Source organism: Allobosea sp. BK604 (assembly GCF_004341515.1).
GTDB lineage: Bacteria > Pseudomonadota > Alphaproteobacteria > Rhizobiales > Beijerinckiaceae > Allobosea.
The window spans coordinates 85,554-109,056 of the sequence record NZ_SLZF01000014.1 but is presented as its reverse complement, the minus strand read 5'-3'; the positions used below and the strand labels follow the sequence as shown (position 1 = coordinate 109,056).

Sequence of the window (23,503 nt, the reverse complement as noted above, 5' to 3'; positions counted from 1 at the left end):
CCCTCCTGCGCCTGCCGATCAGCCCGTCATGAAGTCAGACCGCCCGCCAAGGTCGGCAGGTCGAGCGGCCGGAAGCCGTAATGCGAGAGCCAGCGGATATCGGCCTCGAAGAAGGGGCGCAGGTCCGGCATGCCGTATTTCAGCATGGCGATGCGGTCGATGCCCATGCCCCAGGCGAAGCCCTGGTAGACATCGGGATCGAGCCCGCAATTGCGCAGCACGTTCGGGTGGACCATGCCGCAGCCCAGGATCTCCAACCAGTCCTCGCCCTCGCCGAAGCGGATCTCGCCGCCCTTGCGCGAGCACTGGATGTCGACCTCGGCCGAGGGTTCGGTGAAGGGGAAGAAGGACGGCCGGAAGCGCATCTTGACGCCCTCGACCTCGAAGAACGCCTTGCAGAACTCCTCCAGCACCCATTTCATATGGCCGAAATGGGCCTGCTTCTCGATCACCAGCCCCTCGACCTGATGGAACATCGGCGTATGGGTCTGGTCGGAATCCATCCGGTAGGTCCGGCCCGGGCAGACGACACGGATCGGCGGCTCCTGCGAGATCATCGTCCTGATCTGCACCGGCGAGGTATGGGTGCGCAGCAGCTTGCGCTCGCCATTGGCGTCGGGCGCGAAGAAGAAGGTGTCGTGCATCTCGCGGGCCGGATGGCCGACCGGGAAGTTCAGCTTGGTGAAGTTGAGATCGTCGGTCTCGACATCCGGGCCCTCGGCAATGGCAAAGCCCATGTCGCCGAAGATCGCCGTGATCTCGTCGATGACCTGGCTGATCGGATGGATGCGGCCGCGCGCTTCCGGGCCCTCGCGCACCGGCAGCGAGATATCGACGCGCTCGGAGGCGAGGCGGGCATTGAGCGCCGCTTCGCCAAGCGCCTCCTTGCGCTCGCCCAGCGCGGCCTGGACGCGGTCGCGCAGGCCGTTGATCAGCGGGCCTTTCTCCTTGCGCTCGTCCGGCGTCATCGCACCCAGCGTCTTCAGCAGGCCCGAGACCGAACCGGACTTGCCGAGCGCCGCGATGCGCAGCTGCTCCAGAGCCGGTTCGTCCTGTGCCGCCGCGATCTCGCCAAGGAGCTTGTCGCTGAGGGTATCGATCTCGTTCATGCCTGGTCCGGTCCGATTGCGAGGCATCTTCTAGGGTGTCGTCGGCGCAGTTGCTAGAGCCTGATGCCGAAAAGTGCGCAGTGGTTTTCGGACGACATCGGGCTCCAAATCCTTGCTGCGAGGCCGATTTCCTTCAAGTCGAGCCGACGTGAAGCGATCGGGCGCGCGGCAATCTCGCTGGCAAAGCATTACGGGCGGGACGATTCCGCCCGATCAACCTGTTGAGCCGAATATCGTGACAATCTCGTCTCAAAGCAGGCGCGAGGCGACAAGGAGCTGTTGATCCGGCTATCAGAGGCGCGACGACGGAGAGCAAGGCCTATGCGTGACAACTCGCCCCAGAAGAACTCGCCTTCCTACCGGCTGGCGGCGCTCGATTCCGACTTCATCCTCGGCGACTCGACGCGCGGCGCCCGCTTCATGCTCGAATACCAGAAGGCGGAGGATGTGCTGCGTGCACGCGGCATCGTCTCGACCATCGTCGTCTTCGGCTCGGCGCGCGTGCGCGAGGGCGACCCCTGGTACGAGGCCGCCAGGCAATTCGGGCGCGTCGCCTCGGAGCGCGGCGGCGCGCTCACGCCCGGCGATGCCGGACATCATCATGTCATCGCCACCGGCGGCGGGCCGGGCATCATGGAGGCGGCCAATCGCGGCGCGACGGAAGCCGGCGCCGTCACGATCGGCTTCAACATCACCTTGCCGCACGAGCAGGATCCCAATGCCTGGTCGACGCCGGACCTGACCTTCCGCTTCCACTATTTCGCGATGCGCAAGATGCACCTGGCGATGCGGGCGGCGGCGCTGGTCGTGTTCCCGGGCGGTTTTGGCACGCTCGACGAGATGTTCGAGATCATGACCCTGATCCAGACCGGCAAGATGGAACAGGTGCCGGTCGTGCTCTACGGAAAGGCTTATTGGCAGGGCCTGCTCCATCTCGACGTGATGAAGGAGGCCGGCTTCATCCGGCCCGAGGATCTCGCCCTGTTCCACTACGTGGATTCGCCGGAGGCGGCCTATGACTGCATCGTCGAACGCGCCGGCGAGCGCTGGGTTCGCCCGGCCGCGGCGGACAGCATGCAGACATGAGAATGGCCGGCGTCTCCGCCGGCCATTCTCCGGGACGTCAGGCCAAGGCCGGCTGCCGCTGCTCCGGGCTCGGTTCGACCAGCACGCAGAAGCCGATGCCGACGATCAGCAGCGCGGTGAAGCCGCCGGCGATGGAGACCCAGAAGCCGCTGCTCGCGCCATAAAGGTCGATCAGCCAGCCCGAGACGGCCGAGCCCGCCGCCATGCCGATGCCCATCCCGGTCATCACCCAGGTGATGCCCTCGGTGAGCTTGGCGGCCGGGACATGCCGCTCGATCAACGCCATGGCGACGATGATGGTCGGCGAGATCGAGGCGCCGGCGACGAAGAGCACCGCGCCGAGCGACCAGAGCGAGCCGACCACCAGGAGCGGCAAGGTCGTTGCCGCCGCCAGGGCAATGGCGAGCAGGAGCTGATTGGCGAGCCGCATGCCAGGCTGCAGCGCGCCGAAGACGAGGCCAGTGATCAGCGAACCCGCGGCATAGGCGGCGAGCACGAGGCTGGCGGAGGCCTTGCTACCCTGCGCCTCGGCGAAGGCGACAGCCGCCACCTCGGCCGTGCCGAAGACCGCGCCGAGCGCGACCATCAGCAGCGCGATGACCTGCACCGCACCGAGACGGATCACCGACCGGCCGCCGACCTCCTCCTGCGAGTGCACCGGCGGCTCGGTGGCGCGTTGCGAGACGAAGAGCGCCATGCCGACCGCGAGCAGGATGGCCGCGGCGAGCGGCCCCGCCTCCGGAAACCAGGCGACACTGAGGCCGATGGCGACCACCGGGCCGATCATGAAGATGACCTCGTCGACCACCGACTCGAAGGCGAAGGCGGTGCGCAGTTGCGGCGTATCGCGGTAGAGCTCGGTCCAGCGAGCCCGCACCATCGCCATCATGCTCGGCGTCAGCCCGGCGAGGCCGGCAAAGAGGAAGAGCACCCAGGCCGGCGCCTGGAGGCGCGTCGCCAGGATCAGTCCGGCGAGCGCGACGAGCGTTGCCAGCGTCGTCGGGATCAGCACACGGCCCTGGCCGTAGCGATCGACCAGGCGGGAAATCTGCGGTGCGATCAGCGCATTGGCCAGCGCGAAGGTGGCGGCGACGCCGCCGGCGAGCGCGTACTCGCCGCGCGCCTGCGACAGCATGGTGACGATGCCGATCGTCACCATCGAGAACGGCAGCCGGGCGACGAAACCCGCAGCGGAAAAGCCGATCGAGCCGGGGGCCCGGAAAATCTCACGATAAGGGTTGGGCATGGACGTCTCCGTCACATCGAAACGCCATTTACATACGAGGCGTATGTGACTCGAATAATTGCATACGCTGCGTATGTCAATTAACATACGAGACGTATGCGAAAGGGACATGAATGGCGCGCAGGCCACGCAAGGACATGATCGCGGAGACCCGCGCCAAGCTGATCGCCGCGGCGCGGTCGGATTTCGGCACGGTCGGCTATGCCGCGACCTCGATGGACGACCTCACCGCCTCGGTCGGCCTGACGCGGGGCGCGCTCTACCATCATTTCGGCGACAAGAAGGGGCTGCTCGGGGCGGTGATCGCCGAGATCGACGGCGAGATGAACGAGCGCCTGCGCGCTGTCTCCGGCCGGGCGCCCGATCCCTGGACCGGCTTCCGCGACGAATGCACCGCCTATATCGAGATGGCGCTCGAGCCTGAGATCCAGCGCATCGTGCTGCGCGACGGACCCGCCGTCCTCGGCGATCCCTGGCATTGGCCGTCGCAAAGCGAGTGCATCCGCTCGATGACCGAGAGCCTGGAGAAGCTCATCGAGGTCGGCACCGTGGCCCGCATCGATGCCGAGGCGGCGGCGCGCCTGATCTGCGGCGCGACGCAATACGCGGCCCAATGGATCGCGAATGCCCCCGATCCGCAGGCAATCTCCCAAAAGGCCATCCAGGCCTTCAATCTGATGCTCGACGGGCTCCTGCTGCGGCGCTGAAGCCCGCCGTGCGGGCGCCCGGTCTTGGTACTGCTCCGCATGAAACATATGCTTCATATTGATCGCTATGAATTATCTGTTTCATTCCACAGGGGACGCTGCTAGCGTCTCGTCATGGACGGATCGCGCCTGACCGCAGCTCTCAAGGATCAGTTCGAGCACTTGCCGCCGCAGCTTCAGCAGGCGGCGCGCTGGGTGCTCGACCATCCCGCCGATGTCGCGCTGCTGACCACCAGGGAGCAGGCGCGCCGCAGCGGGCTGACACCCGCGACCTTCACACGACTGGCGCAGCGGCTCGGGCTCGACGGGTTCGAGGCCGTGCGCGCCATCCATGCCGCGGCGATGCGGCAGCGGCCGGACAGTTTCCACGGCCGGGCCGAGGAGTTGATCGCGCGCCATGAGCAGGAGGGCGGCGGCGCATTGGCGCAGGATCTGTTCGGCGCGCTCGCCCAGCACATGCAGGCGCTGCGCGAGCCCGACTCGCTGGCCCGGTTCGAGCGCGCCGCCGGGATGATCCTCGCCGCGTCGCGCGTCTTCTGCTTCGGCCTGCGCTCGGCCTTTCCGGCGGCCTATGTTTTCGACTACATCCGTGCGCTCACGGGCGCGCCGACCATCCTCGCCGATACCGCAGGCGGGCGCGGCATCGACGCCCTCAGGCTGATCGGCCCGGGAGACCTGCTCTTCGCCATTTCCGTCGCACCCTATACCCGGCTCACCTTGCAGGCGGCCGATTATGCGCGCGGGCGCGGCGCCGCCGTGGTGGCGCTGACCGACAGCGCGATGTCGCCGCTCGCCCGGCTGGCGGACGAGGCCTTGATCGTGCGGACCGAGACGCCCTCCTTCTTCCACAGCATGACGCCTGCGTTCGCCGCGGCCGAATGCCTGGCGGCGCTGATCGCGGCCAAGCAGGGGCGCCCGGCGCTCGATGCGATCGCGCAGAGCGAGGCCCAGCTCGACGCCTTCAACACCTTCCAGACCGCACGACCCGGCAAGCGAGGCGAGCCATGACGCAAGTTCTTCACCGGCTGCTCAACCAGCCCTACCCCACCGCCGCGAGCGGACAGGGCCTCTTCCTGCGCGACAGCGAGGGCCGCGACTATATCGACGCCAGCGGCGGTGCGGCGGTCTCCTGCCTCGGCCATGGCCATCCCGACGTGCTGGCGGCGATGCATGCGCAGATCGACCAGCTCGCCTATGCCCATACCAGCTTCTTCACCAGCGCTCCGGCCGAGGAGCTGGCCGAGCGGCTGATCGCCTCGGCGCCGGCCGGCATGGCGAATGTCTATTTCTGCAGCAGCGGCTCGGAGGCGATCGAGGCCTGCCTCAAGATGGCGCGGCATGTCTTCGTCGAGCGCGGCGAGACCAGGCGTGTCAACTTCATCTCGCGGCGGCAGAGCTATCACGGCATCACGCTCGGCGCCCTCTCGGTCGGCGGCCGGATGAAGGACCGCGTTGCCTTCGAGGAGATGCTGATGGACGGCCAGCACATCTCGGCCTGCCATGAATATCGCGGCAGGCGTCCGGAGGAGACGGTGGAGGCCTATGGGCTGCGCGTCGCCGACGAGCTCGAGGAGAAGATCCTGGCGCTCGGACCGGAGACGGTCGCGGCCTTCTTGGCCGAGACCGTGGTCGGCGCCACGCTCGGCGTCTCGCCGCCTGCGCCGGGCTATTTCAAGCGCATCCGCGAGATCTGCGACCGCCACGGCGTGCTTCTGATCCTCGACGAGGTGATGTGCGGCATGGGCCGCACCGGCACGCTGCATGCCTGCGAGCAGGAAGGCGTCGCACCCGACCTGATGGCGATCGCCAAGGGGCTCGGCGGCGGCTATGCGCCGATCGGCGCGATGCTCGTCGCCGGCCATATCATGGATACGGTCAGGGCCGGCTCGGGCCTGTTCCCGCACAGCCAGACCTATGTCGGCCATCCCCTCGCCTGCGCCGCCGCGCTCGCCGTGCAGAAGGTCGTGGCGCGCGACGGGCTGGTCGAGAAGGTCTTCCGGCAGGGTGGCCATATCGAGCAGCGCCTGACCGAGCGGCTCGGCAATCACCGCCATGTCGGCGACATTCGCGGCCGCGGCCATTTCTGGGGCGTCGAGTTCGTCGCCGACCGCGCGAGCAAGACCCCGTTCGATCCCAAGCTCAAGCTCAACGCCAGGATCAAGCAGGAGGCGATGACGCGCGGCCTGCTGGTCTATCCGATGGGCGGCACGGCCGATGGCCGCAGCGGCGACCATGTCCTGCTCGCCCCGCCCTTCATCGCCGGCCCGGCCGATCTCGACGCGATCGTCGAGCGCCTGGGCGATGCCGTCGACGCGGCGATCGCGACCGCGGCTTAGACCGTCGGACCGGAGTTCGTATCCGGTCCGGTGATCCAGCGTCCTGTTTTCGCATCGGCTTTTCCGAAAGCCGCAAGCCAGCTTTCGGGCCGATGCGTTGAGCCTCACGCCTTCAAGCCTGCCCAAAATCAACAAAGAGGGGATATAAAATGCTCAAACGACTGAAGACGGCTGCCCTGGGCCTCGGTCTCGCCCTGGCGGCGAGCTCGGCCCTGGCCCAGACCAATAGCGGCAACACGCTGGAGCGCGTGAAGCAGCGCGGCGAGCTCGTCTGCGGCATGCATGTCGGCCTTCCCGGCTTCGGCGTGCAGGATGGCAATGGCCGCTGGAACGGGCTCGACATCGATCTCTGCCGCGCCATCGCGGCAGCGATCTTCAACGATCCCAACAAGATCAAGTTCGTACCGACCACGCCGCAAATGCGCTTCCTCGTGGTCCAGAACGGCGAGGTCGACCTGCTTGCGCGCAACGCCACCTACACGATGGCGCGCGACACGGCACAGGGCATGGCCTGGCCGACGATCAATTTCTATGACGGCCAGGGCTTCATGGTGAGGAAGGCGCTCGGCGTCACCGATGCGAAAGGCCTCAACGGCGCCTCGATCTGCGTGACGCAGGGCACGACGACCGAGCTCAACCTCGCCGACTATTTCCGCACGCATAACCTCAAATACGAGGGCATCGCCTTCGCCACCAACGAGGAGGGCGTCAAGTCGCTGGAGGCCGGGCGCTGCGACGCCTTCACCACCGACAGCTCGGGCCTTGCCGCCGAGCGGCTGAAGTTCGCCAAGCCTGACGATTTCACGATCCTGCCCGAGCTGATCTCGCGCGAGCCCCTCGGGCCCGCCGTGCGGCGTGGCGACGAGAACTGGTTCGCGCTGGTGCGCTGGGTGCACTATGCGATGATCAACGCGGAGGAGTTCGGCGTGACCATGGCGAATGTCGACGAGCAGCTGAAATCGTCGAGCAATCCGGAGGTGCGCCGCCTGCTCGGCGCCGACGGCAAGTTCGGCGAGGCGCTCGGCCTCACCAACGACTGGGCCTACCGGATCGTCAAGCATGTCGGCAATTATGGCGAGGCCTTCGAGCGCAATGTCGGCTCCGGCTCGCGGCTGCTACTCAAGCGCGGCCTGAACGACCTCGCCTCGCGCGGCGGCCTGCAATACCCCTACCCGATCAGGTGAACGATGCGGATTACGCTGATCCACGCCCTGCGCCACTCGCCGCCTCCGATCGAGGCGGCCTTTGCGGAGCTCTGGCCGGAAGCCCGGCTGATGAACCTGCTCGACGATTCGCTCTCGGCCGATCTGGCGCGCGACGGCAAGCTCACGGAGGCGATGACGCAACGCTTCCTCGCGCTCGGCGACTATGCGAAGCGCACGGGCGCGGACGGCATCCTGTTCACCTGCTCGGCCTTCGGCCCCTGTATCGAGGCGGTGCAGCGGGCGCTCGCACCGATGCCGGTGCTGAAGCCGAACGAGGCGATGATCGAGGAGGCGGAGGCGCTCGGCGGCACGCTCGGCCTGCTCGCCAGCTTCGGGCCGACGCTGGCATCGATGCCGCCAGAATTCCCGGCCAGCCTGCGCCTCGTGCCCAAGCTGGCGGAGGGCGCGATGGCGGCGCTCGACCGTGGCGATACCGGCGAGCACGACCGGCTGGCGCTGCTGGCGGCCGAGGAGCTGAAGGATTGCGATACGATCGCGCTGGCACAGTTCAGCCTGGCGCGCGTGGCACCTGCCCTCGCCGCCATGACCGGCAAGCCGGTGCTGACCACGCCGGGCAGCGCAGTGCGCAAGCTGCGCCGGCTGCTGCTGGAAGCGTCCTGAACCTCAAGAGAGAAGTATAGGCCGTCGGACGCAGCAGCCGTGACTTTCCCGTCATTGCGAGCGGAGCGAAGCAATGACGGGGTCGCGATGTCGCGCTATTCACACCTGCCGCTCACGCCGGAATGGCGTCGGTTGTGCACTGCAACCATCGCAAAAGAAAAAGGCCGGCATCGCTGCCGGCCTTTTCCAATTCAATTCGGCAAAAGCCGCTCAGGCGGCCTTGGCCTCGGCGCCGAGCACGCCCTTCACCGTCTCGACCACGGCCGTGAAGGCAGCAGCGTCGTCGATGGCGAGAGCCGAGAGGGTCTTGCGGTCGAGCTCGAGGCCCGCCTTGGCGAGGCCGCCGATGAAGACCGAGTAGGTCAGGCCATGCTCGCGCACCGCAGCGTTGAGGCGCTGGATCCAGAGCGCGCGGAACGAGCGCTTCCGGTTCTTGCGGTCGCGATAGGCATATTGCATCGAGCGATCGACGGCCGCCTTGGCGGCGCGGATCGTGTTCTTGCGGCGGCCATAGAAGCCCTTGGCGGCCTTGAATGTCTTCTTGTGCTTGGCGTGGGCCGTTACGCCCCGTTTCACGCGAGCCATGTGATGATCTCCGGAAGGTTAGAGGGCGTCAGCCGTTCGGCAGGAAGTACTTCTTCACGTTGGCCGCATCGCCCTCGAAGAGCGTTGTCGTGCCGCGGTGATTGCGGATCTGCTTGTTGGTCCGCTTGATCATGCCGTGACGCTTGCCGGCCTGGGCATAGAGCACCTTGCCGGTTCCGGTGATCTTGAAGCGCTTTTTAGCGCTCGACTTCGTCTTGATCTTGGGCATTTCAGCTCCTCAAATGGTCGCGGACGCGCGAAATGCGCCGCTGAAGTTTTGCTTGCTGGAAGCAAAGTACGACCGCCACGGCAGCCCTTATCAGCCGGGCGATCGAAGGCCGCGCGTATGACAGAAAAGCCCGGCCCTGGCAAGTGCAGGCGCGCAAAGACGAAAATGCAGGCCGAATCGATCTTTGGCGGCCCTTTCGTCGCATGCGGCCGCGCCGGACGCAAAATGTTCACACCATCGTAACAGTTCGGGATCATTGGCCGCCGCCTTCCCTCCCGGAGATTATGACGTGAAGACCTCTCTCCTCAGCCTGGCGGCGGGCCTTGCGCTCGCGGCGCTTTCGGCCATTCCCGCCTTTGCCCAGGCCGGCCAGTCGACGCTCGACAAGATCAAGGCGCGCGGCCAGATCATCTGCGGCACCAGCGAAGGCGTGCCGGGCTTCTCGCTGCAGGACGCCAAGGGCGTCTGGCGCGGCTTCGACACCGATGTCTGCCGTGCGCTGGCGGCCGCGATCTTCAACGACCAGGACAAGGCGATGTACCTGTCGCTGTCGAGCAAGAACCGGCTGGTCGCACTGCAGAGCGGCGAGATCGACGTGCTGGCGCGCACCACGACCTGGTCGCTGAGCCGCGATATCGGCCAGGGCATCAGCTTCACCGCCGTGAACTATTATGACGGCCAGGGCTTCATCGTCCGCAAGAAGCTCGGCGTCACCAAGGTCAAGGAGCTCGACGGCGCCTCGGTCTGCGTCGCGCAGGGCACGACGACCGAGCTCAACCTCGCCGACTACGGCCGCACCAACAAGATCAAGTTCGAGACGGTCGCCTTCGCCACGCTGGAAGAGACGGTCGCCGCCTATGAGGCCGGCCGCTGCGACGCCTACACCACCGACCTCTCCTCGCTCGCCGGCACGCGCGGCAAGCTGCAGAAGCCGGACGAGCACCTGCTGCTGCAGGAGGTGATCTCCAAGGAACCGCTCGGCCCGTGGGTGCGCAAGAATGACCAGGCCTGGTTCGACCTCGTGCGCTGGGTCGTGTTCGCGCTGATCGATGCCGAGGAGCTCGGCGTCACCCAGGCGAATGTCGACGAGATGGTGAAGACCTCGCAGAACCCGGAAGTGCGCCGCCTGCTCGGCGTCGAAAGCAAGTTCGGCGAGTCGCTCGGCCTGACCAATGACTGGGCCGTGCGCATCATCAAGGCGGTCGGCAATTACGGCGAGAGCTTCGAGCGCCATTTCGGCGAGAAGTCGAGCAACTACCTGCCGCGCGGCGTCAATCGGCTCTGGACCCAGGGCGGGCTGCAATACGCGCCGCCGGTGCGCTGAGAGCAAATAGATCCGGCTCGGGCCAGGGCCCTCGCCATGAAGCCCTCCCTTCACGGGAGGGCTTTTTCATTCCGCGGCCTGGGCCCGGAACGGCGTCCGCCCGAGGATATCGAGACCGAGCCGGTCGACATCGAGCAGCATCAGCATGCCCGCGCCGCTGCCGGCATTGCCGACAACGCCTGTCGCCGGCACGTCGTCTCGGGAGGTCAGTTCCTTGATCGGCATGATGTCGGCCGCGCACACCGCCGGAATCGTGCCGAGCGCATCGACCAAGAGGCCGAGCAGGCTGCCGGCCGAGCGGACGATGACGATCTGCTGATCCTCGCGCGGGCCGCCGGCGATCCCGAGCCGCGCCTCCAGCCGGAGCACAGGGACCGGCGCGCCCTTGTAGAGCTTGTAGCCGGCGAAGACCGAGCCCGCGAGCGTCGCGGCCGCCGGCTTCATGTCGGCGGCATCCACCGCCTCGACCACCTCGCGTGCCGGCACGCCGAGCCAGTGCCGGGCGATATGGAAGGTGGCGATCTCGGTCACCGCCCCCTCGCCGGGTTTGCGGGCGAGCGTCGCGGCATTGGCATTCGCAGCGACCGCGAGCGTGCTGCGCGCCGCCGTGACGGCACCGAGCGGCACGGCGCAGACGGCGACGACATCAGAGCGATAGCCGTCCCTGGTCTTGTATTCGCGATAGCCCCGCGAGATCACCGCGCCGATGGCGTAGTAGCGCCCCTCGAAGGCGATGATGCGCGAGAGGTCCTGCTTGGGCGCGACGCCGCCGAGATCGACACCGAGATCGCAGGCCGAGCCGATGGCGAAGCGCTCTGAGGTCGAGGCGATGACCTTGCCGGCATCGTCGAGGAAGAGCGCGAAGGCGCCGGCGAGCGGCTTGCCGGCGGCGTCGGACGGCAAGGCATCCTGCAGCATCGCCGCGAATTGCGGGGTGGAGTCGAAGACGATGGCGACGCCGCCGAGCGGCCTTCCATTCCGGCCCGGGATGGCGGCAGCGTAGAGATAGGTCGCGGCGTCGTCATAGAGCGCGGTCGGCTCGAAGCGCGAGACCGCATAGTCCTGTGTCGAACGCAGCGACAGGGTGCGCGCGACCCATTCGCCGTCGAGCGCCGTTCCCAGCAGATCCTCGTGCCCGGGCTGCGAGACCGCGACGGCACGGCCGGTCGCATCGAACAGGATCAGGTTGCTGTAGACCGTGTAGAGCGCATTGATCGCGCCGAGCACGCCGCGGCAGGCGCGGAACGCCTCCGGCGCAGGCTCGGACAGCGCCTTGGCGAAGGTCGCGTCCAGCGCCCACCAGCGGCAATCATTGGCGCGCTCGTAGAGATTGCGGTCCATGACATCGATGGCGAAACCCGCATGCGAGCGGCATTTCTCGAGGATCGCCGCGATCACCGTACGGTAGAGATCGCCGATCGAGGCGTCGAACACGGCCTGGGTCTTCCGGCCGGCATTGGAGACTTCGGAGAGCAGCAGCTTCGAGAAGGCGACATTGGCCTCGGTCGAATCCGTCTGCCTGATCCAGCCGTTCCAGACCGAGCGATTGAGGTCACGCTGGATGACCCCGGCCTGGCGCGAGACGGTGCGCAGCTCGTCGGAGAACAGCGCGGGATCGCCGGTGACGGAATCGAGCAGGCCGGCATCGACGCCCTCGACCGCCTGCCCTTCCTCGCGCTCGAAGGCGGCTTCCAGCGGCAGCAGCCCGATGCAGCTCCAGCCCGGTCCGAGATAGCCCTGATAGCCGGCGGCTTCGCAGGCGACGGCAAGATATTGCCGGCCGCCGAGCCGTAGCGGCTTATTCGAGGGAATGAGGGCGCCCGGCGGCAGCTTCAGGCCGGCCGGCGCCTGGATCGGGCAGGAACTGGCGATGATCGTGCCGTCCGGGCCGGCACAGGCGAGCACGGTCCAGTCATCGGGCGCGATCAGGTTGCGGAAGATGCCGTCCATCTCGTCGGCAAGGCGGAAGACCAGGATGAGCACGCCGAGCGGGCGCTGGCCGGGGCGCTCGACACGCCAGGCATAGACCAGCCGGGGCTCGTCCGAGACGATATCGAGCGGGCCGAAATATTCGACATAGGCGCCGTCGCTGGCCAGCGCCTCATTGCGGATGCCGTGATTGCTCGACGCCGCCGCATGCGGCTCCAGCCGGGCGCGGACCTCGCCCTCGCGATCGAGCAGGATGATGTCGGAATAAACCGAGTATTTCGCGACATATTCCTTGAAGCGCGCTTCCAGCGCGATACGCGCCGCGGCATCGTCCGAGCCGGTCTCCAGCAGGGCGCGGATATGCTCGTCGGCGGAGAGGAAGCCGATATCGGCCGTGCGCTCGAACAGGTTGCGCACGAGGATGTTGATGCCGTTCTGGGCCTTGGTCCGCAGGTCGGCCAGCGCCTTGCGATGCGTCTCAATGGCGAGATGCTGGAGCAGGGCCGCGCTCAGCTCTCCGAAAGCCGCGCGGGTGCCCGCCATCTCGGTGGCGTTGCCGGAGAGCTCGCCGAGCAGGCTCAGCGTATCCCAGGACGCTTGCAGGCGGCCGAGCTCCTCGCGATAGGCCGCGATCGCATGCATGTGACGGACGAGACCCGGCAGCGACGGATCGGCCTCGAAACCCTTGCTGGCGCCCACCTTCAGCCCCCGCCCGGATGAGCCCTGCCCCAACGTTTCGGCTTCCGGATCTTCGCGGCGAAGGCTAATCCGCGTGCAATCTGATTCGCATCGTCCCCGAAGGCGATTTTTGCTGATTTTGTAGGCAGTTCACCCGATTCAGCATTCACCGCGAGCCGTGCTAGACTGGCGGTCCGGCCAATGGATGGTCTCCAAGCCGCCCAGAGCGCATGTCCAGGCCGGACCTGTCTTTGCCAAGCCTTCCGTCAGAACAGGGCGGCCTTGGGAGGACGCCATGACGACCTACATCATGCTGGCCAACTGGACCGAGCAGGGCGTGCGCAACGTCAAAGCCTCGCCGACGCGTCTCGATGCCGCCAGGGAGCTGCTCAAGGGCATGGGTGGCGATTTCAAGCTGTTCTTCATGACCATGGGCAAATACGACATGGTCGCCGTCTACGAAGCGCCGGACGATGCCGTTGCGGCCCGCTTCAACCTGCAGATGGCGATGCAGGGCAATATCAGGACGCAAACGCTAAAGGCCTTCCCGGAAGCAGCCTATCGCGAAATCATCCGCTCGGTCAGCTAGCGCGCAGGCGGCCTCGCGGCGCTCAAATAAGGCGAGGCCGCCCTCCCCCATAAGTGCATTCAACACCGAGAAAGCCTCAGACGCCTTCCATCCGCATCAGCGCCTCAAAATGCTTCTCGGACTGATAGACCAGCACCTGGCGCCATTCGCGCGCCGTCGCCTCGATCTCGGGCTGCGGGATCAGCTTCAGGGGCTTGCCGGTCGACATGGCCAGCACCTGCTGCTTGCAGGCCCGCTCCAGGAAATAGAGATCATCGAAGGCGACCGCGACCGAGGGCCCGCCAATGGTGACGCCGTGATGGGCGAGGAAGGTGATATCGGCCGAGCTGTCGGCCTTGTTGGCGGCAACGATCGCCTCGCCCTCGGCCTCGTCGAGCGCCAGCCCGCCGAAATGGTCCTGGTACATGGTGCGGCCATGGAAGCGGCAGGCGGTCTGATGCGCCATTTCCAGCCTGCCGCCCTCGACCATGGTCAGGGCCGTGGCATAGGGCATGTGGACATGCAGCACCGCGACATGGCGCGGATTGGCCTTGTGGGCGGCGATATGGATGTTGCGGGCGGTGGCCTCGACCTCGCCCTCCCCTTCCAGCACCATGCCCTTGTCGTCGATCAGCAGCAGATCGGACGGGCGCATCTCGGCCCAGTGCACGCCATAGGGGTTGATCAGGTAGCGCGGCTTGCCGTCGGGGCCGTCGGGCAGCGCGACCGAGAAATGGTTGCAGATGCCTTCGTTGAGCTCGAACTTGGCGGCGAGCCGCAAGGCTGCGGCGAGGCTGCGGCGTTGGACGGTGATGCTGGGCTGGGACATACGGCAACCTGTGCTCGATACGGGATTCCCGATCGAAGCATCGCGACGCCGAACATGACAAGGCCCGGCGCGAAGTCCGGGCCTGAAGCCGATCGCATAGCGCGATCAGGCGTTCGTCATTTGGGCGCGAGCACCATCACCATCTGGCGGCCTTCGAGCTGCCAGTCGCTCTCGACCTTGGCGACCTCGGTCAGATCGGCCTTGACCCGCTCCAACACCTTCACGCCGAGATCCTGGTGCGCCATCTCGCGGCCGCGGAAGCGCAGGGTCACCTTGACCTTGTCCCCTTCCTCGAAGAAGCCGTGCATCGCCTTCATCTTCACGTCGTAATCGTGCTTGTCGATGCCGGGGCGGAGCTTGATCTCCTTGATCTCGATCGTGCGCTGCTTCTTGCGCGCCTCGGCCGCCTTCTTCTGCTCCAGGAAGCGGAAGCGGCCGTAATCGAGGATCTTGCAGACCGGAGGCTGAGAATTGGGGGCGATCTCGACCAGGTCGAGTCCGGCGTCCTCGGCAATCTTCAGGGCCTCGAAGAACGAGACTACGCCACGGTTGGCGCCTGACTCGTCGATGAGCTGGACGTCGCGGACGCCACGAATATCACGGTTGGCCCGGGGGCCGTCTTTGGTCGGGGCTGGGGCAGCGCGGAAGGGACGACGAATGGCAGTATTCTCCTGTGATTGGCGTATCAGACGCCAAGATGCAGACACATTGCATAAAGCGACGCGTTGTCAATGGAAGAGCGAATGCGCTCACCGCCCCAACAACGCGCAATAGACGTCGAGCGTTTCACTCACCATCGTCTCAAGCGAGAAATGGCGCTCGACGTGAAGGCGGGCGCGATGGGCGAGAGCCTCGCGCGCCGAAGGCCGCAGCGCCAGCGCCTCGGCGAGGCTGGCGGCGAGCGAAGCGGCATCGCCCGGCGGCACGCGCCAGCCGGTGCGCTCCGCCGGCATGGTCTGCGGCGGCGCGAGCACCGTCTCGGGTACGGCGCCGAGATCGGAGACCACGACCGGCGCGCCCATGGCCTGCGCCTCGACAGCGACGCGGCCGAAAGCCTCCGGTTCCGTCGAGGGCACCGCGACCACGGCGGCCGCGAGCAGCGCCGCCGGCATGTCGGCGCAATGACCGACACGCTTGACCCGGCCTTCGAGCTTCGCCTTGGCGATTTCCTGGTCGAGTTCCTTCACATAGGATTCGCGGCCCTGGTGGTCGCCGGCGAGGATAAAGGCGGTCTCGGTGTCGCCGCCATCGCGCAGGATGGCAGCGGCCTCGATCAGCACGCGCTGGCCCTTCCAGCCGGTGAGTCGTCCCGGCAGCAGGACGATGCGCTGATCCGGCTCGACGCCCCAGGCCTGGCGCAGGGCCTGCACGCGGTCCGGCCCGACGGCCAGGGGCGCGAAGGACGAGAAATTGGTGCCGCGATGGACGACCCGGATGCGATCCCGGGCGAAGCCGTGCTTGGCCAGGATGAGGTCGGCGGTATAGCCGGAATTGGCGATGACGACGTCGCCGCGCGCCATCACCGAATTATACAGCGTCTTCACCGCCGAGCGGCTGGCATAGGAGCCGTGATAGGTGGTGACGAAGGGCAGCTTCAGCGCCTTGCACGCGGCGAGCGCGACCCAGGCCGGCGCCCGCGAGCGGGCATGGACGAGCTCGACGCCCTCATGCTTGCAGAGCAGCATCAGCTTGCGGACGTTCATCGCCATGGCGAACGGGTTCTTCGAGGCAGCCGGAAACGGCAGCCAGACCCCGCCCTTCGCCTGCAATTCGGCGACAAGACGGCCGCCCTCGGTGGCGACGAGGGCGCGGGCGCCGACATCGGTCAATCCCTTGGCGATATCGACCGCCGTGCGCTCGGCGCCGCCGGCCTCGAGATCGGGAATGATCTGCAGGATGGTGCGCCCGCTCAGCGGGTGGGTCTCAGTCGAGGGCAGCGACAGATGCGCGCCTGGCTGGAAGGACATGCTCACCGTTTCAAAAAGATCCTTCGGTTCGGGCGGCAGTATGACCACGTGCGCGCGACACAAGCAGCCTATAATTGCTCCGTAACGTGGATTCGTCACAGGAGATTTGAGGTGGAGCAGCCTGCCCCGCAATGGCTCGACGTCGGCAGCGGCGAGGAACGCCGCCGGATCGCGCATCTCTACCAGGCCGGGACCGGCGCGCCGGTGGTCTGGCTCGGCGGCTTCGTCTCCGACATGCGGGCGACCAAGGCCGAGGCTCTGGCGAGCTGGGCGAGCGCGGCCGGGCGCAGCTTCCTGCGCTTCGACTATGCCGGCCACGGCGAATCGAGCGCGGATTTCGCACGCTGGACGATCTCGCATTGGCTCGAGGACGCGCTTGCCGTGATCACCGCCCGCTGCCAGAGCCGGCCGATCCTGGTCGGCTCCTCGATGGGCGGCTGGCTGACATTGCTGGCGGCGCGCCGGTTGCAGGGCACGGCGCTGGCGCCGGCCGGCATGGTGCTGATCGCGCCGGCGGTCGATTTCACCGAGGAGCTGATGTGGGCGCGGATGCCCGAGGACATCCGCAACACGATCATGAGCGAGGGGGTCTGGCTCAGGCAATCAGCCTATTCGCCGGATCCGACGCCGATCACGCGCAAGCTGATCGAGGACGGGCGCAAGCACCTGATGTTCAACGGCGAGATCGCGGCGGGCTGCCCGGTCCATATCCTCCAGGGCATGCAGGACCCGGATGTGCCGTGGCAGCAGGCGCTGAAGCTGGTCGAACACCTGAGCGGCGATCCGGTCGTGCTGACGCTGATCAAGGATGGCGATCACCGCCTGTCGACGCCGCCTGACCTGGCGCGGCTCCAGGCCGCCATCGCAGGGATGGCGGCCTGAGGCGAAACTCAGTGGAGGCTGACCATCTTGAGGTCGTGCTCCCAGGCATTGGCCGTCGCGGCTTCACGCGAATCGGTCACCAGGATGGGAGCGCCATCGGCCGAGAGCAGGGCGAAGAGCTTGAGGCCCGGCTGGATCTCCGGAGCCTGCGGGAAAATCCGCACCAGATCCTCGGACGTCATCGGCTTGAGGTAAGCGACCTCACCGGTGCCCAGCGCCGCGAATTCGGCCGGGGTCAGAGGCGAGGTACGAAGAGTATTGGCATCGTTGGTCATCGCGCCCTCCTTCAGAGCAGTGCGAATGGCGGCTTGATTTCAGGTCTACAGGTCCGGAGCGAACGCAAACCGCTGAGCGTCCATTCCGATCTTCGCTCAATCTCGACTAACGATATCGATACGCCGAATGAGCCGTTCCGGTTCCGGCCTGACCAGATCGATGGCCAATAGACCGTTCGACAAATCCGCTCCGAGGACCTGCATGCCGTCGGCGAGCAGGAAGGAGCGCTGGAACTGACGCGCAGCAATGCCGCGGTGAAGGAATTGCCGGCTCTTGTCGTCGCTCTGGCGGCCGCGAATGGTCAGCTGGTTCTCTTCCAGCGTGATCTCGAGCTGGTCGCGAGCAAACCCCGCAACCGCGAGCGTGATCCGGAGCCGATCCGGCTCATCCTCCGTGCGCGGCATCCGCTCGATATTGTAGGGCGGATAGCCTTCGCTTGCGCCTTTCGCGACCCGGTCGAGCGCGCGTTCGATATCGTCGAACCCGAGCAGGAAGGGGTGGGACAGGCTAGGCGTGCGCGTCATACTGAAGCCCCCGAAAGGCGCCTCTTCTCGATCGAGGCCCGCTTGGCGCAGCGCCCCGAGACGGAAGGCGAACCCTCCCGCTTGAGCAAGATATGGCGAGGTGATTGGGCAGGTTCAAGAGCCGGCTGTAGCGGCCCACAGAAGACCGCTACCCGCCACCGGAACATGTCCCGGAGCCGGGAGGAAAATCCGGATGGTACAGCCACCCCGGCTTGAACGGGGGACCTCTAGATCCACAATCTAGCGCTCTAACCAACTGAGCTATGGCTGCACGGCACCCTGGGCGCCTTCGCACGACCGTGCGATCATGCGCGGCGGTCAGCGGCGCGGAACCTAGTGCCGCAGCCGCGCGATTGCAACGCAGAAAATGCAGTCTCCTGCGTCAATCCTGCTTCAAGGCGGTCTGGGCGGTGCGCGCCAGATCGTTGAGATGCGCAGAATAGGATTCGAAGGCGCGGCGCAGGGCCTTGGCCTGGAACGCGATCGCATCGGCGGCGCTATCGGTCTTGGCCAACCTCTCGGCCTCGCTCAGCGTCGCCTTCAGCTCGGCGCAGGCATGGTCCAGCACCTTGGCCTGGAGCGCGCCGACCGCGCGTGTCAGCGCCAGCGTCTGGGTCATCAAGGTCGCCGCCGTCAGGCTGGCGAATTCGGGCGGCTTGGGCAGCCGCGACGCCGCGACGGGGGTCGCACCCGCCATCTGCTTCACCGCCTCGACGACCGGGGCCGAGAGTTTTTCCACAGCCTCGGTGCCGGCGCGGGCAACGGTGGCGCTCGCCTCGACGACCGGCCGGCCGATATCGGCGATGGTCAGGGTCGCGACGGGGCTCGCCACCGGCTTGGCAACGGCAGGCTTGGCAACAGCAGGATTGGCAATGGCGGCCTTGGCCACGCTCTCGGCGGCGGCGCCGGCCTTGGCGATGGTCGCGGCGACGGTCGGCGCAGCCGATTTGGGAGCGGGAGCCGGCTTGGCCGCGGCGGGCTTTGTCGCAGCGGGCTTGGTGGCAGCGGGCTTGGCCATCGTCCGCGACTTCTCGATCTTCGTCTTGCCCGAGGCGACACGCGCGGGCGCCTTGGCCTTGGCGGCCTTCGCCGGAGCCTTGGCAGGTGCGGGGGCCGTGGCGGCGGGAGCCGGCGCAGCGGGCTTGGTCTCGGCGGACTTGACTTCGGAGGGCTTGGCTTCGGAGGGCTTGGCTTCGGCCTTGGGCGGCGGCGCCGTCACCGGCGTGGCGGCCACGGGTGCCGGGGCAGAAACAGGAGCCGAGGCAGAGACCGGAGCCGGGGCAGAAGCGGCAGGTTTCGCGGGAGCAGGCGCGGCAGCGGCAGGAGCTGGCTCGGGCGCCTTGGCCGGGGCGGAAGCGGCGGGCGCGGCCGCAGCGGGCTTGGCGGCGGAGGGGTTGGCGGCGGCTGGGGCAGGCACCGGAGCGGCGACGATGTCATCGGCGGCGGTGCTCGACATGGCCTTGACCGGAGCCAGGCTGACCGGGGTCTTGGAGGCGGCTTTCGGCGTAGGGGACTTAGCCATCGCGGTTCTCCCTTTTGCGATCAAACGGCGGAAGCCGGGTCCTTCGACCCGGCCACCATCTCATTGCAGTGGCCCGCCGGCGGCATCTCGCCGCCCGCGACTCACTTCGCCTTCGTCGCCTTGCTGGCGGCGTCGGCGGCCTTGCTGGCGATGTCCTGGGCAGCGGCGCCCATGTCCTTGAGCTGCGTCTGCAGGGCGGTCATCTGCGACCGCAGGAACTCGGACTGGTGCTGCATGACCTCGGTCAGGTCCTTGGACTTGACCAGCTTCTGGGCGAGGTCGAACGCGGCCGTGACGTTGTTCTCGGCATAGGCCATCGCCTTGCGGGTGACGTCCTGGGCGTTTGCGCGGGCCGATTCAGCCGAGCCATGTGCGCCGTCCACAGCCTTGTGCGCGGCATCGATGAAGCCGTCGAAGGCCTTGCGGGCCTGCTCGACGCTGCGCTCGGCGAACTCGCGCATCTCGGTGGGAATCTCGTAAGGGGTGTTGCCGTTCATGAACTGATCCTCCCTAATCGCTGGTCACACGATCTTCTGATTGTGCAGTGCAATATCATTATTGCAATGCGATGACAATCGGATGCCGGGGGCCGGCTCCCGGAGCGTTAACGCTGTTTCGATCAGACGCTGGAGAGATCGGCTCTGTTCCGTGGATTTGCAATCGTCCGGGCGCTATTAATGCTTTGTTAGCCATATCGGCGTGGGCTGTTATGAGTCGGACAAGCAGACGAACATGAGCGAAGCCGGACAGGATTGGGCGTGGCTAGGGACAGAAGCGGCAAAGGACGCCGCGCTGGCCCCTTTTGCTGTTGGCGGCGCGCTCTTTCTCTGGGACCAGGAGGCCGCGCGGCCGGGTTTTGGCAATGCCGCCGCCCGCGCCCTGCTCGGGCGCGACTGGGACAGCGCGCCCCTGCCGCTCGCGACTCGCGACCGACTCAAGCTGCTCGCCGGCGGCCTCGCCTCGCATGAGGCCCTCAGGCTCGAGCGGCTGCGGCTGAAGCCGGGCTTCACCGCCGCGCTGGTCACCTGCGGCTGCAAGCTGTTCTCGGCTGGCAGCGAGCCGCCGATCCTGGCGATCACCATTGCCGCGTCTGAATTGCGGCGGCTCGGCGTTGCGGCGCCTGCTGCTGCTGCGGCGCCAACGCCTGAGGCCCCGGCAGCAGCGGAAACGCCTGCTACAGCGACGCCGGCCCCCGCCCCCCAGCCGGAAAGCCCAGCCGCCGCGGCGCCGGCCATGCCGAAGCGCGCGACCGTGCGTTTTCTCTGGCAATGCGATGCGGCAGGCCGTTTCACCAGCGTATCGCCCGATATCGCCGAGGTGATCGGCAGTGACGCAGCTGCGTCCATGCCGGGGCGGACATGGTCCGAGCTGATCGGGCGCGAGATCATCGACCAGGGCGAAACCCTCCCCGCCAAGCTCGCCGGCTCCGCGACCTGGAGCGGCTATTCCGTGCTGTGGCGGACAGCCGACCCGAGCGTCGGAGTCCGCGTCGAGCTCTCCGGCGTGCCGGTCCTCGACGCCGATCGGAACCTCACCGGCTTCCGCGGCTTCGGCCTTGCGCGCATGACGGAGCGCGAATCGCTTCCCGAGATCGCAGTGCCAGCCGCAGCCGAGTTCGAGCCGACCGAGGACGAACCCGCCCCGAGCGTGGTGGAGAGCACGAGCGAAGCTGTCGCCGAAACGGCAAGCGAAGAGCTGGTCGAAGCGTCGCAGGAGCTGATGTCCGAGGCGGACAGGCTGGAGGAGGCCAACCCGCCGAACGAACTCGACGCGCCCGATCTCGCCCTGGGCGATTCCGAGGCTGCCGCCGAAGCCAGCGACGAGGGCGATGTGCCCCCCGCAACCGAGCCGGAGCCGGAGCCGGAGGCTACGCCCGAGGCGACGTCGCCGGCGAACGAGCCCCGCCCCGGCGCGAATGTCGTACCGCTGCGCAACGGCCACCTGACCGCGGTCAGGCCGGTGCTCGAACCATCGAAGCCGCTGCTCAGCTCGGCCGAACGCAATGCCTTCCGCGAGATCGCCAAGGCGCTCGGAGCCCGTATCGCCGGCGAGGAGGGAATCGAGTCGCGCCTGCCTCCGGCCGCCCCCCTCAACCTGGGCAAGCGAACCCCGGCAAGCGAGCAGCAGCCGCTGGAGGAAGCAGGCGCGGCCGAGGAGACCGTGGCGCGCATTCCTCCGGAGCCCGGCCCGTCCGGCGAAGCCGCGTCGGAGGCAAGTGAACCCGTCGCCGAGCCGCTGCTCGGCTCGGCGCATGGCGCGCCGCAGGAGGAGCCGGCCCTCGCGCTCGGCCGCCCGCGCCTGCCCAATTCGCATGCCGACGTGCTCGACAGGCTGCCGATCGCCGTGCTGGTCAATCGCGGCGAGGAGCCGCTCTATGCCAACCGGACCCTGCTCGACCTGCTGGATTATGCCGATCTTGCCGATCTCGCCTCGAAAGGCGGCGTCAGCCGGCTGATCAAGGGCGCGGCGCGGGCCGAAGGCGGGCCGATGGTGCTCATCGACCGGCTCGGACATCTGCTCAGCGTCGATGCCAAGCTGTCGAGCATTTCCTGGCTGGGCGAAGCGGCGACGCTGATGGCCTTCCGCCACCCCGATGGCGGCGGCGAGATCAAGGAGATGACGCCGGAGGAGGCGGAGGAAGCCGAGCTCGCGGCGGAATTCGCCGCCGAGGAGGAGGAGATCTCCGCCCGTGTCGATGCGCTCAGGCTCGATATCGAGGCGCGCGAGGCCCGTATCGGCGAGATGATGGCGGTGCTCGACACTGCGACCGACGGCGTCGTCACCATCGACGAGCGCGGCCGCATCCTCTCGCTCAACAAGACCGCCGAAGCCCTGTTCGGCTACGACCAGCGCGAGGTCACCGGCGAGCTGTTCACGCTGCTCTTCGCGCCCGAGAGCCATGGCCCGGCGCTGGACTATCTTGAAGGTCTGAAGGGTGGCGGCGTCGCCTCGGTGATGAATGATGGCCGCGAGATCGCCGGTCGCGTGCGCCAGGGCGGGCGCATCCCGCTGTTCATGACGATGGGCCAGATCGCCGATGGGGCGGAGCGGCGCTTCTGCGCCGTGCTGCGCGACATCACCGCCTGGAAGAAGACCGAGGGCGAGCTGGTCGAGGCGCGCAAGGCGGCGGAGAAGGCGAGCGCCCAGAAATCCGACGTGCTCGCCAAGATCAGCCACGAGATCCGCACCCCGCTCAACGCGATCATCGGCTTCGCCGAGGTGATGGCCGAGGAGCGCTTCGGGCCGATCGCCAACGAGCGCTACAAGGAATACCTGCGCGACATCCACCAGTCGGGCGGCTATGTCATCAGCCTGGTCAACGACCTGCTCGACCTCGCCAAGATCGAGGCCGGCAAGCTCGATCTCGACTTCGTCAGCGTCAACCTGAACGAGATCGCGCTCTCGGCGGTCAGCCTGCTGCAGCCGGAGGCGCAGCGCGGCCGCGTCGTGCTGCGCTCCGGGCTTTCGCCGAAGCTGCCGCCCGTCGTCGCCGACGAGCGCTCGATCCGCCAGATCGTGATCAACCTGCTCTCCAACGCGGTGAAGTTCACCGATGCCGGCGGGCAGGTCATCGTCTCGACCGCGCTCGGCGACCAGGGCGAGGCGATCCTGCGCGTACGCGACACCGGCATCGGCATGGACGACAGCGAGATCGCACTCGCGCTGGAGCCGTTCCGGCAGGTGCCGACGACGCGCAAGGCCGGCGGCACCGGTCTCGGCCTGCCGCTGACCAAGGCCCTGGTCGAGGCCAACCGCGCCGCGATGACCATCACCAGCGTCAAGAAGGAAGGCACGCTGGTCGAGATCACCTTCCCGCCGCAGCGAGTGCTCGCCGGCTGAGGCCACTCTCGAATTCTGCTGGCATGGCCGCTTGACGCGG

The 23,503-nt window shown here is 67.2% G+C and carries 22 protein-coding genes and 1 tRNA gene; 10 read left to right on the top strand and 13 right to left on the bottom strand.

All coding sequences use genetic code 11. The features are described from left to right. Positions 1-26: 26 nt before the first annotated feature. On the bottom strand, positions 27-1,109 hold the full coding sequence (gene pheS / locus EV560_RS32545; protein ID WP_131860014.1) for a phenylalanine--tRNA ligase subunit alpha: 1,083 nt from the start codon (positions 1,107-1,109) through the stop codon (positions 27-29). Positions 1,110-1,430: 321 nt separating this feature from the next. Between pheS and EV560_RS32540 the strand changes: the two genes are divergently transcribed. Continuing rightward, positions 1,431-2,195, top strand: coding sequence for an LOG family protein (locus EV560_RS32540; RefSeq protein ID WP_131860013.1), 765 nt, complete (start codon positions 1,431-1,433; stop codon positions 2,193-2,195). Between the two features lie 37 nt (positions 2,196-2,232). Here the strand turns inward: EV560_RS32540 and EV560_RS32535 are convergent, their stop codons facing one another. Next, positions 2,233-3,441 (bottom strand): MFS transporter, encoded by a 1,209-nt coding sequence (locus EV560_RS32535; protein ID WP_131860012.1) that lies wholly within the window; start codon positions 3,439-3,441, stop codon positions 2,233-2,235. Positions 3,442-3,554: 113 nt separating this feature from the next. On the opposite strand from EV560_RS32535, the gene EV560_RS32530 reads away from it, so the two are divergent. The 5 genes from EV560_RS32530 to EV560_RS35955 all read left to right on the top strand — a co-directional run bounded on the left by EV560_RS32530 (position 3,555) and on the right by EV560_RS35955 (position 8,310). Continuing rightward, positions 3,555-4,148, top strand: a complete 594-nt coding sequence (locus EV560_RS32530; RefSeq protein WP_131860011.1) for a TetR/AcrR family transcriptional regulator — start codon at positions 3,555-3,557, stop codon at positions 4,146-4,148. A 114-nt stretch (positions 4,149-4,262) separates the two neighbouring features. Continuing rightward, positions 4,263-5,156, top strand: a complete 894-nt coding sequence (locus tag EV560_RS32525) for a MurR/RpiR family transcriptional regulator (RefSeq protein WP_131860010.1) — start codon at positions 4,263-4,265, stop codon at positions 5,154-5,156. Continuing rightward, a complete protein-coding gene (locus EV560_RS32520; protein WP_131860009.1) occupies positions 5,153-6,484 on the top strand; it encodes an aspartate aminotransferase family protein in 1,332 nt (443 codons plus the stop codon). The genes EV560_RS32525 and EV560_RS32520 overlap by 4 nt, the downstream gene beginning before the upstream one ends. A gap of 149 nt (positions 6,485-6,633) precedes the next feature. After that, positions 6,634-7,668 (top strand): amino acid ABC transporter substrate-binding protein, encoded by a 1,035-nt coding sequence (locus tag EV560_RS35960; protein ID WP_165923748.1) that lies wholly within the window; start codon positions 6,634-6,636, stop codon positions 7,666-7,668. Positions 7,669-7,671: 3 nt separating this feature from the next. Then, positions 7,672-8,310 (top strand): aspartate/glutamate racemase family protein, encoded by a 639-nt coding sequence (locus tag EV560_RS35955; protein ID WP_165923747.1) that lies wholly within the window; start codon positions 7,672-7,674, stop codon positions 8,308-8,310. Between the two features lie 210 nt (positions 8,311-8,520). Here EV560_RS35955 and rplT read toward each other — a convergent pair whose 3' ends face one another. Further along, on the bottom strand, positions 8,521-8,895 hold the full coding sequence (gene rplT / locus EV560_RS32510) for a 50S ribosomal protein L20 (RefSeq protein ID WP_131860008.1): 375 nt from the start codon (positions 8,893-8,895) through the stop codon (positions 8,521-8,523). Between the two features lie 28 nt (positions 8,896-8,923). Continuing rightward, positions 8,924-9,124 carry a 50S ribosomal protein L35 gene (rpmI, locus tag EV560_RS32505; protein ID WP_131860007.1) on the bottom strand — a complete coding sequence of 67 codons (201 nt, stop codon included), beginning with the start codon at positions 9,122-9,124 and terminating at the stop codon, positions 8,924-8,926. A 289-nt stretch (positions 9,125-9,413) separates the two neighbouring features. Here rpmI and EV560_RS32500 point away from each other — a divergent pair, with 289 nt between their 5' ends. Then, positions 9,414-10,448 (top strand): amino acid ABC transporter substrate-binding protein, encoded by a 1,035-nt coding sequence (locus EV560_RS32500; protein WP_131860006.1) that lies wholly within the window; start codon positions 9,414-9,416, stop codon positions 10,446-10,448. 66 nt (positions 10,449-10,514) lie between these two features. On the opposite strand, the gene EV560_RS32495 is transcribed toward EV560_RS32500, so the two are convergent. Next, positions 10,515-13,076: a chemotaxis protein CheW gene (locus EV560_RS32495; RefSeq protein WP_131860005.1), complete on the bottom strand. Its 2,562-nt coding sequence runs from the start codon at positions 13,074-13,076 to the stop codon at positions 10,515-10,517. 274 nt (positions 13,077-13,350) lie between these two features. Here EV560_RS32495 and EV560_RS32490 point away from each other — a divergent pair, with 274 nt between their 5' ends. Next, entirely contained in the window at positions 13,351-13,644 is a 294-nt protein-coding gene (locus EV560_RS32490; RefSeq protein WP_131860004.1) for a GYD domain-containing protein, read from the top strand. 76 nt (positions 13,645-13,720) lie between these two features. On the opposite strand, the gene EV560_RS32485 is transcribed toward EV560_RS32490, so the two are convergent. The 3 genes from EV560_RS32485 to EV560_RS32475 form a co-directional block, all read right to left on the bottom strand. Further along, positions 13,721-14,452, bottom strand: coding sequence for an aldolase (locus EV560_RS32485; protein WP_131860003.1), 732 nt, complete (start codon positions 14,450-14,452; stop codon positions 13,721-13,723). A 116-nt stretch (positions 14,453-14,568) separates the two neighbouring features. Continuing rightward, the gene (gene infC, locus EV560_RS32480) at positions 14,569-15,111 is read right to left on the bottom strand and encodes a translation initiation factor IF-3 (RefSeq protein WP_131860108.1); all 543 of its coding nucleotides are present in this window, start codon (positions 15,109-15,111) and stop codon (positions 14,569-14,571) included. Between the two features lie 90 nt (positions 15,112-15,201). Further along, positions 15,202-16,419 (bottom strand): glycosyltransferase family 4 protein, encoded by a 1,218-nt coding sequence (locus tag EV560_RS32475; RefSeq protein WP_131860002.1) that lies wholly within the window; start codon positions 16,417-16,419, stop codon positions 15,202-15,204. A gap of 111 nt (positions 16,420-16,530) precedes the next feature. Here EV560_RS32475 and EV560_RS32470 point away from each other — a divergent pair, with 111 nt between their 5' ends. Next, positions 16,531-17,301 carry an alpha/beta hydrolase gene (locus tag EV560_RS32470; protein WP_248312320.1) on the top strand — a complete coding sequence of 257 codons (771 nt, stop codon included), beginning with the start codon at positions 16,531-16,533 and terminating at the stop codon, positions 17,299-17,301. Between the two features lie 8 nt (positions 17,302-17,309). On the opposite strand, the gene EV560_RS32465 is transcribed toward EV560_RS32470, so the two are convergent. The 5 genes from EV560_RS32465 to EV560_RS32445 form a co-directional block, all read right to left on the bottom strand. Continuing rightward, the gene (locus tag EV560_RS32465; protein WP_131860000.1) at positions 17,310-17,576 is read right to left on the bottom strand and encodes a BQ00720 family protein; all 267 of its coding nucleotides are present in this window, start codon (positions 17,574-17,576) and stop codon (positions 17,310-17,312) included. Positions 17,577-17,672: 96 nt separating this feature from the next. Further along, positions 17,673-18,101 carry an Hsp20 family protein gene (locus EV560_RS32460; protein ID WP_131859999.1) on the bottom strand — a complete coding sequence of 143 codons (429 nt, stop codon included), beginning with the start codon at positions 18,099-18,101 and terminating at the stop codon, positions 17,673-17,675. Positions 18,102-18,295: 194 nt separating this feature from the next. Beyond that, positions 18,296-18,372 (bottom strand) — tRNA-His (locus EV560_RS32455). Between the two features lie 111 nt (positions 18,373-18,483). Next, the gene (locus EV560_RS32450) at positions 18,484-19,623 is read right to left on the bottom strand and encodes a transcriptional regulator (protein ID WP_131859998.1); all 1,140 of its coding nucleotides are present in this window, start codon (positions 19,621-19,623) and stop codon (positions 18,484-18,486) included. 101 nt (positions 19,624-19,724) lie between these two features. Further along, entirely contained in the window at positions 19,725-20,120 is a 396-nt protein-coding gene (locus EV560_RS32445; protein WP_248312319.1) for a phasin, read from the bottom strand. A gap of 235 nt (positions 20,121-20,355) precedes the next feature. Here EV560_RS32445 and EV560_RS32440 point away from each other — a divergent pair, with 235 nt between their 5' ends. After that, entirely contained in the window at positions 20,356-23,463 is a 3,108-nt protein-coding gene (locus EV560_RS32440) for a sensor histidine kinase (protein ID WP_131859997.1), read from the top strand. Positions 23,464-23,503 lie beyond the last annotated feature (40 nt).

Bases quoted from the DNA above. Each gene is read 5' to 3' on its own strand.
- EV560_RS32520 (WP_131860009.1), top strand. From the start codon at position 5,153: ATGACGCAAGTTCTTCACCGGCTGCTCAACCAGCCCTACCCCACCGCC.
- EV560_RS32460 (WP_131859999.1), bottom strand. From the start codon at position 18,101: ATGACGCGCACGCCTAGCCTGTCCCACCCCTTCCTGCTCGGGTTCGAC.
- EV560_RS32445 (WP_248312319.1), bottom strand. From the start codon at position 20,120: ATGAACGGCAACACCCCTTACGAGATTCCCACCGAGATGCGCGAGTTC.
- EV560_RS32465 (WP_131860000.1), bottom strand. From the start codon at position 17,576: ATGACCAACGATGCCAATACTCTTCGTACCTCGCCTCTGACCCCGGCC.
- EV560_RS32440 (WP_131859997.1), top strand. From the start codon at position 20,356: ATGAGCGAAGCCGGACAGGATTGGGCGTGGCTAGGGACAGAAGCGGCA.
- rpmI (WP_131860007.1), bottom strand. From the start codon at position 9,124: ATGCCCAAGATCAAGACGAAGTCGAGCGCTAAAAAGCGCTTCAAGATC.
- EV560_RS32490 (WP_131860004.1), top strand. From the start codon at position 13,351: ATGACGACCTACATCATGCTGGCCAACTGGACCGAGCAGGGCGTGCGC.
- EV560_RS32535 (WP_131860012.1), bottom strand. From the start codon at position 3,441: ATGCCCAACCCTTATCGTGAGATTTTCCGGGCCCCCGGCTCGATCGGC.
- EV560_RS35955 (WP_165923747.1), top strand. From the start codon at position 7,672: ATGCGGATTACGCTGATCCACGCCCTGCGCCACTCGCCGCCTCCGATC.
- EV560_RS32540 (WP_131860013.1), top strand. From the start codon at position 1,431: ATGCGTGACAACTCGCCCCAGAAGAACTCGCCTTCCTACCGGCTGGCG.
- EV560_RS35960 (WP_165923748.1), top strand. From the start codon at position 6,634: ATGCTCAAACGACTGAAGACGGCTGCCCTGGGCCTCGGTCTCGCCCTG.
- pheS (WP_131860014.1), bottom strand. From the start codon at position 1,109: ATGAACGAGATCGATACCCTCAGCGACAAGCTCCTTGGCGAGATCGCG.
- EV560_RS32525 (WP_131860010.1), top strand. From the start codon at position 4,263: ATGGACGGATCGCGCCTGACCGCAGCTCTCAAGGATCAGTTCGAGCAC.
- rplT (WP_131860008.1), bottom strand. From the start codon at position 8,895: ATGGCTCGCGTGAAACGGGGCGTAACGGCCCACGCCAAGCACAAGAAG.
- EV560_RS32450 (WP_131859998.1), bottom strand. From the start codon at position 19,623: ATGGCTAAGTCCCCTACGCCGAAAGCCGCCTCCAAGACCCCGGTCAGC.
- EV560_RS32475 (WP_131860002.1), bottom strand. From the start codon at position 16,419: ATGTCCTTCCAGCCAGGCGCGCATCTGTCGCTGCCCTCGACTGAGACC.
- EV560_RS32485 (WP_131860003.1), bottom strand. From the start codon at position 14,452: ATGTCCCAGCCCAGCATCACCGTCCAACGCCGCAGCCTCGCCGCAGCC.
- EV560_RS32530 (WP_131860011.1), top strand. From the start codon at position 3,555: ATGGCGCGCAGGCCACGCAAGGACATGATCGCGGAGACCCGCGCCAAG.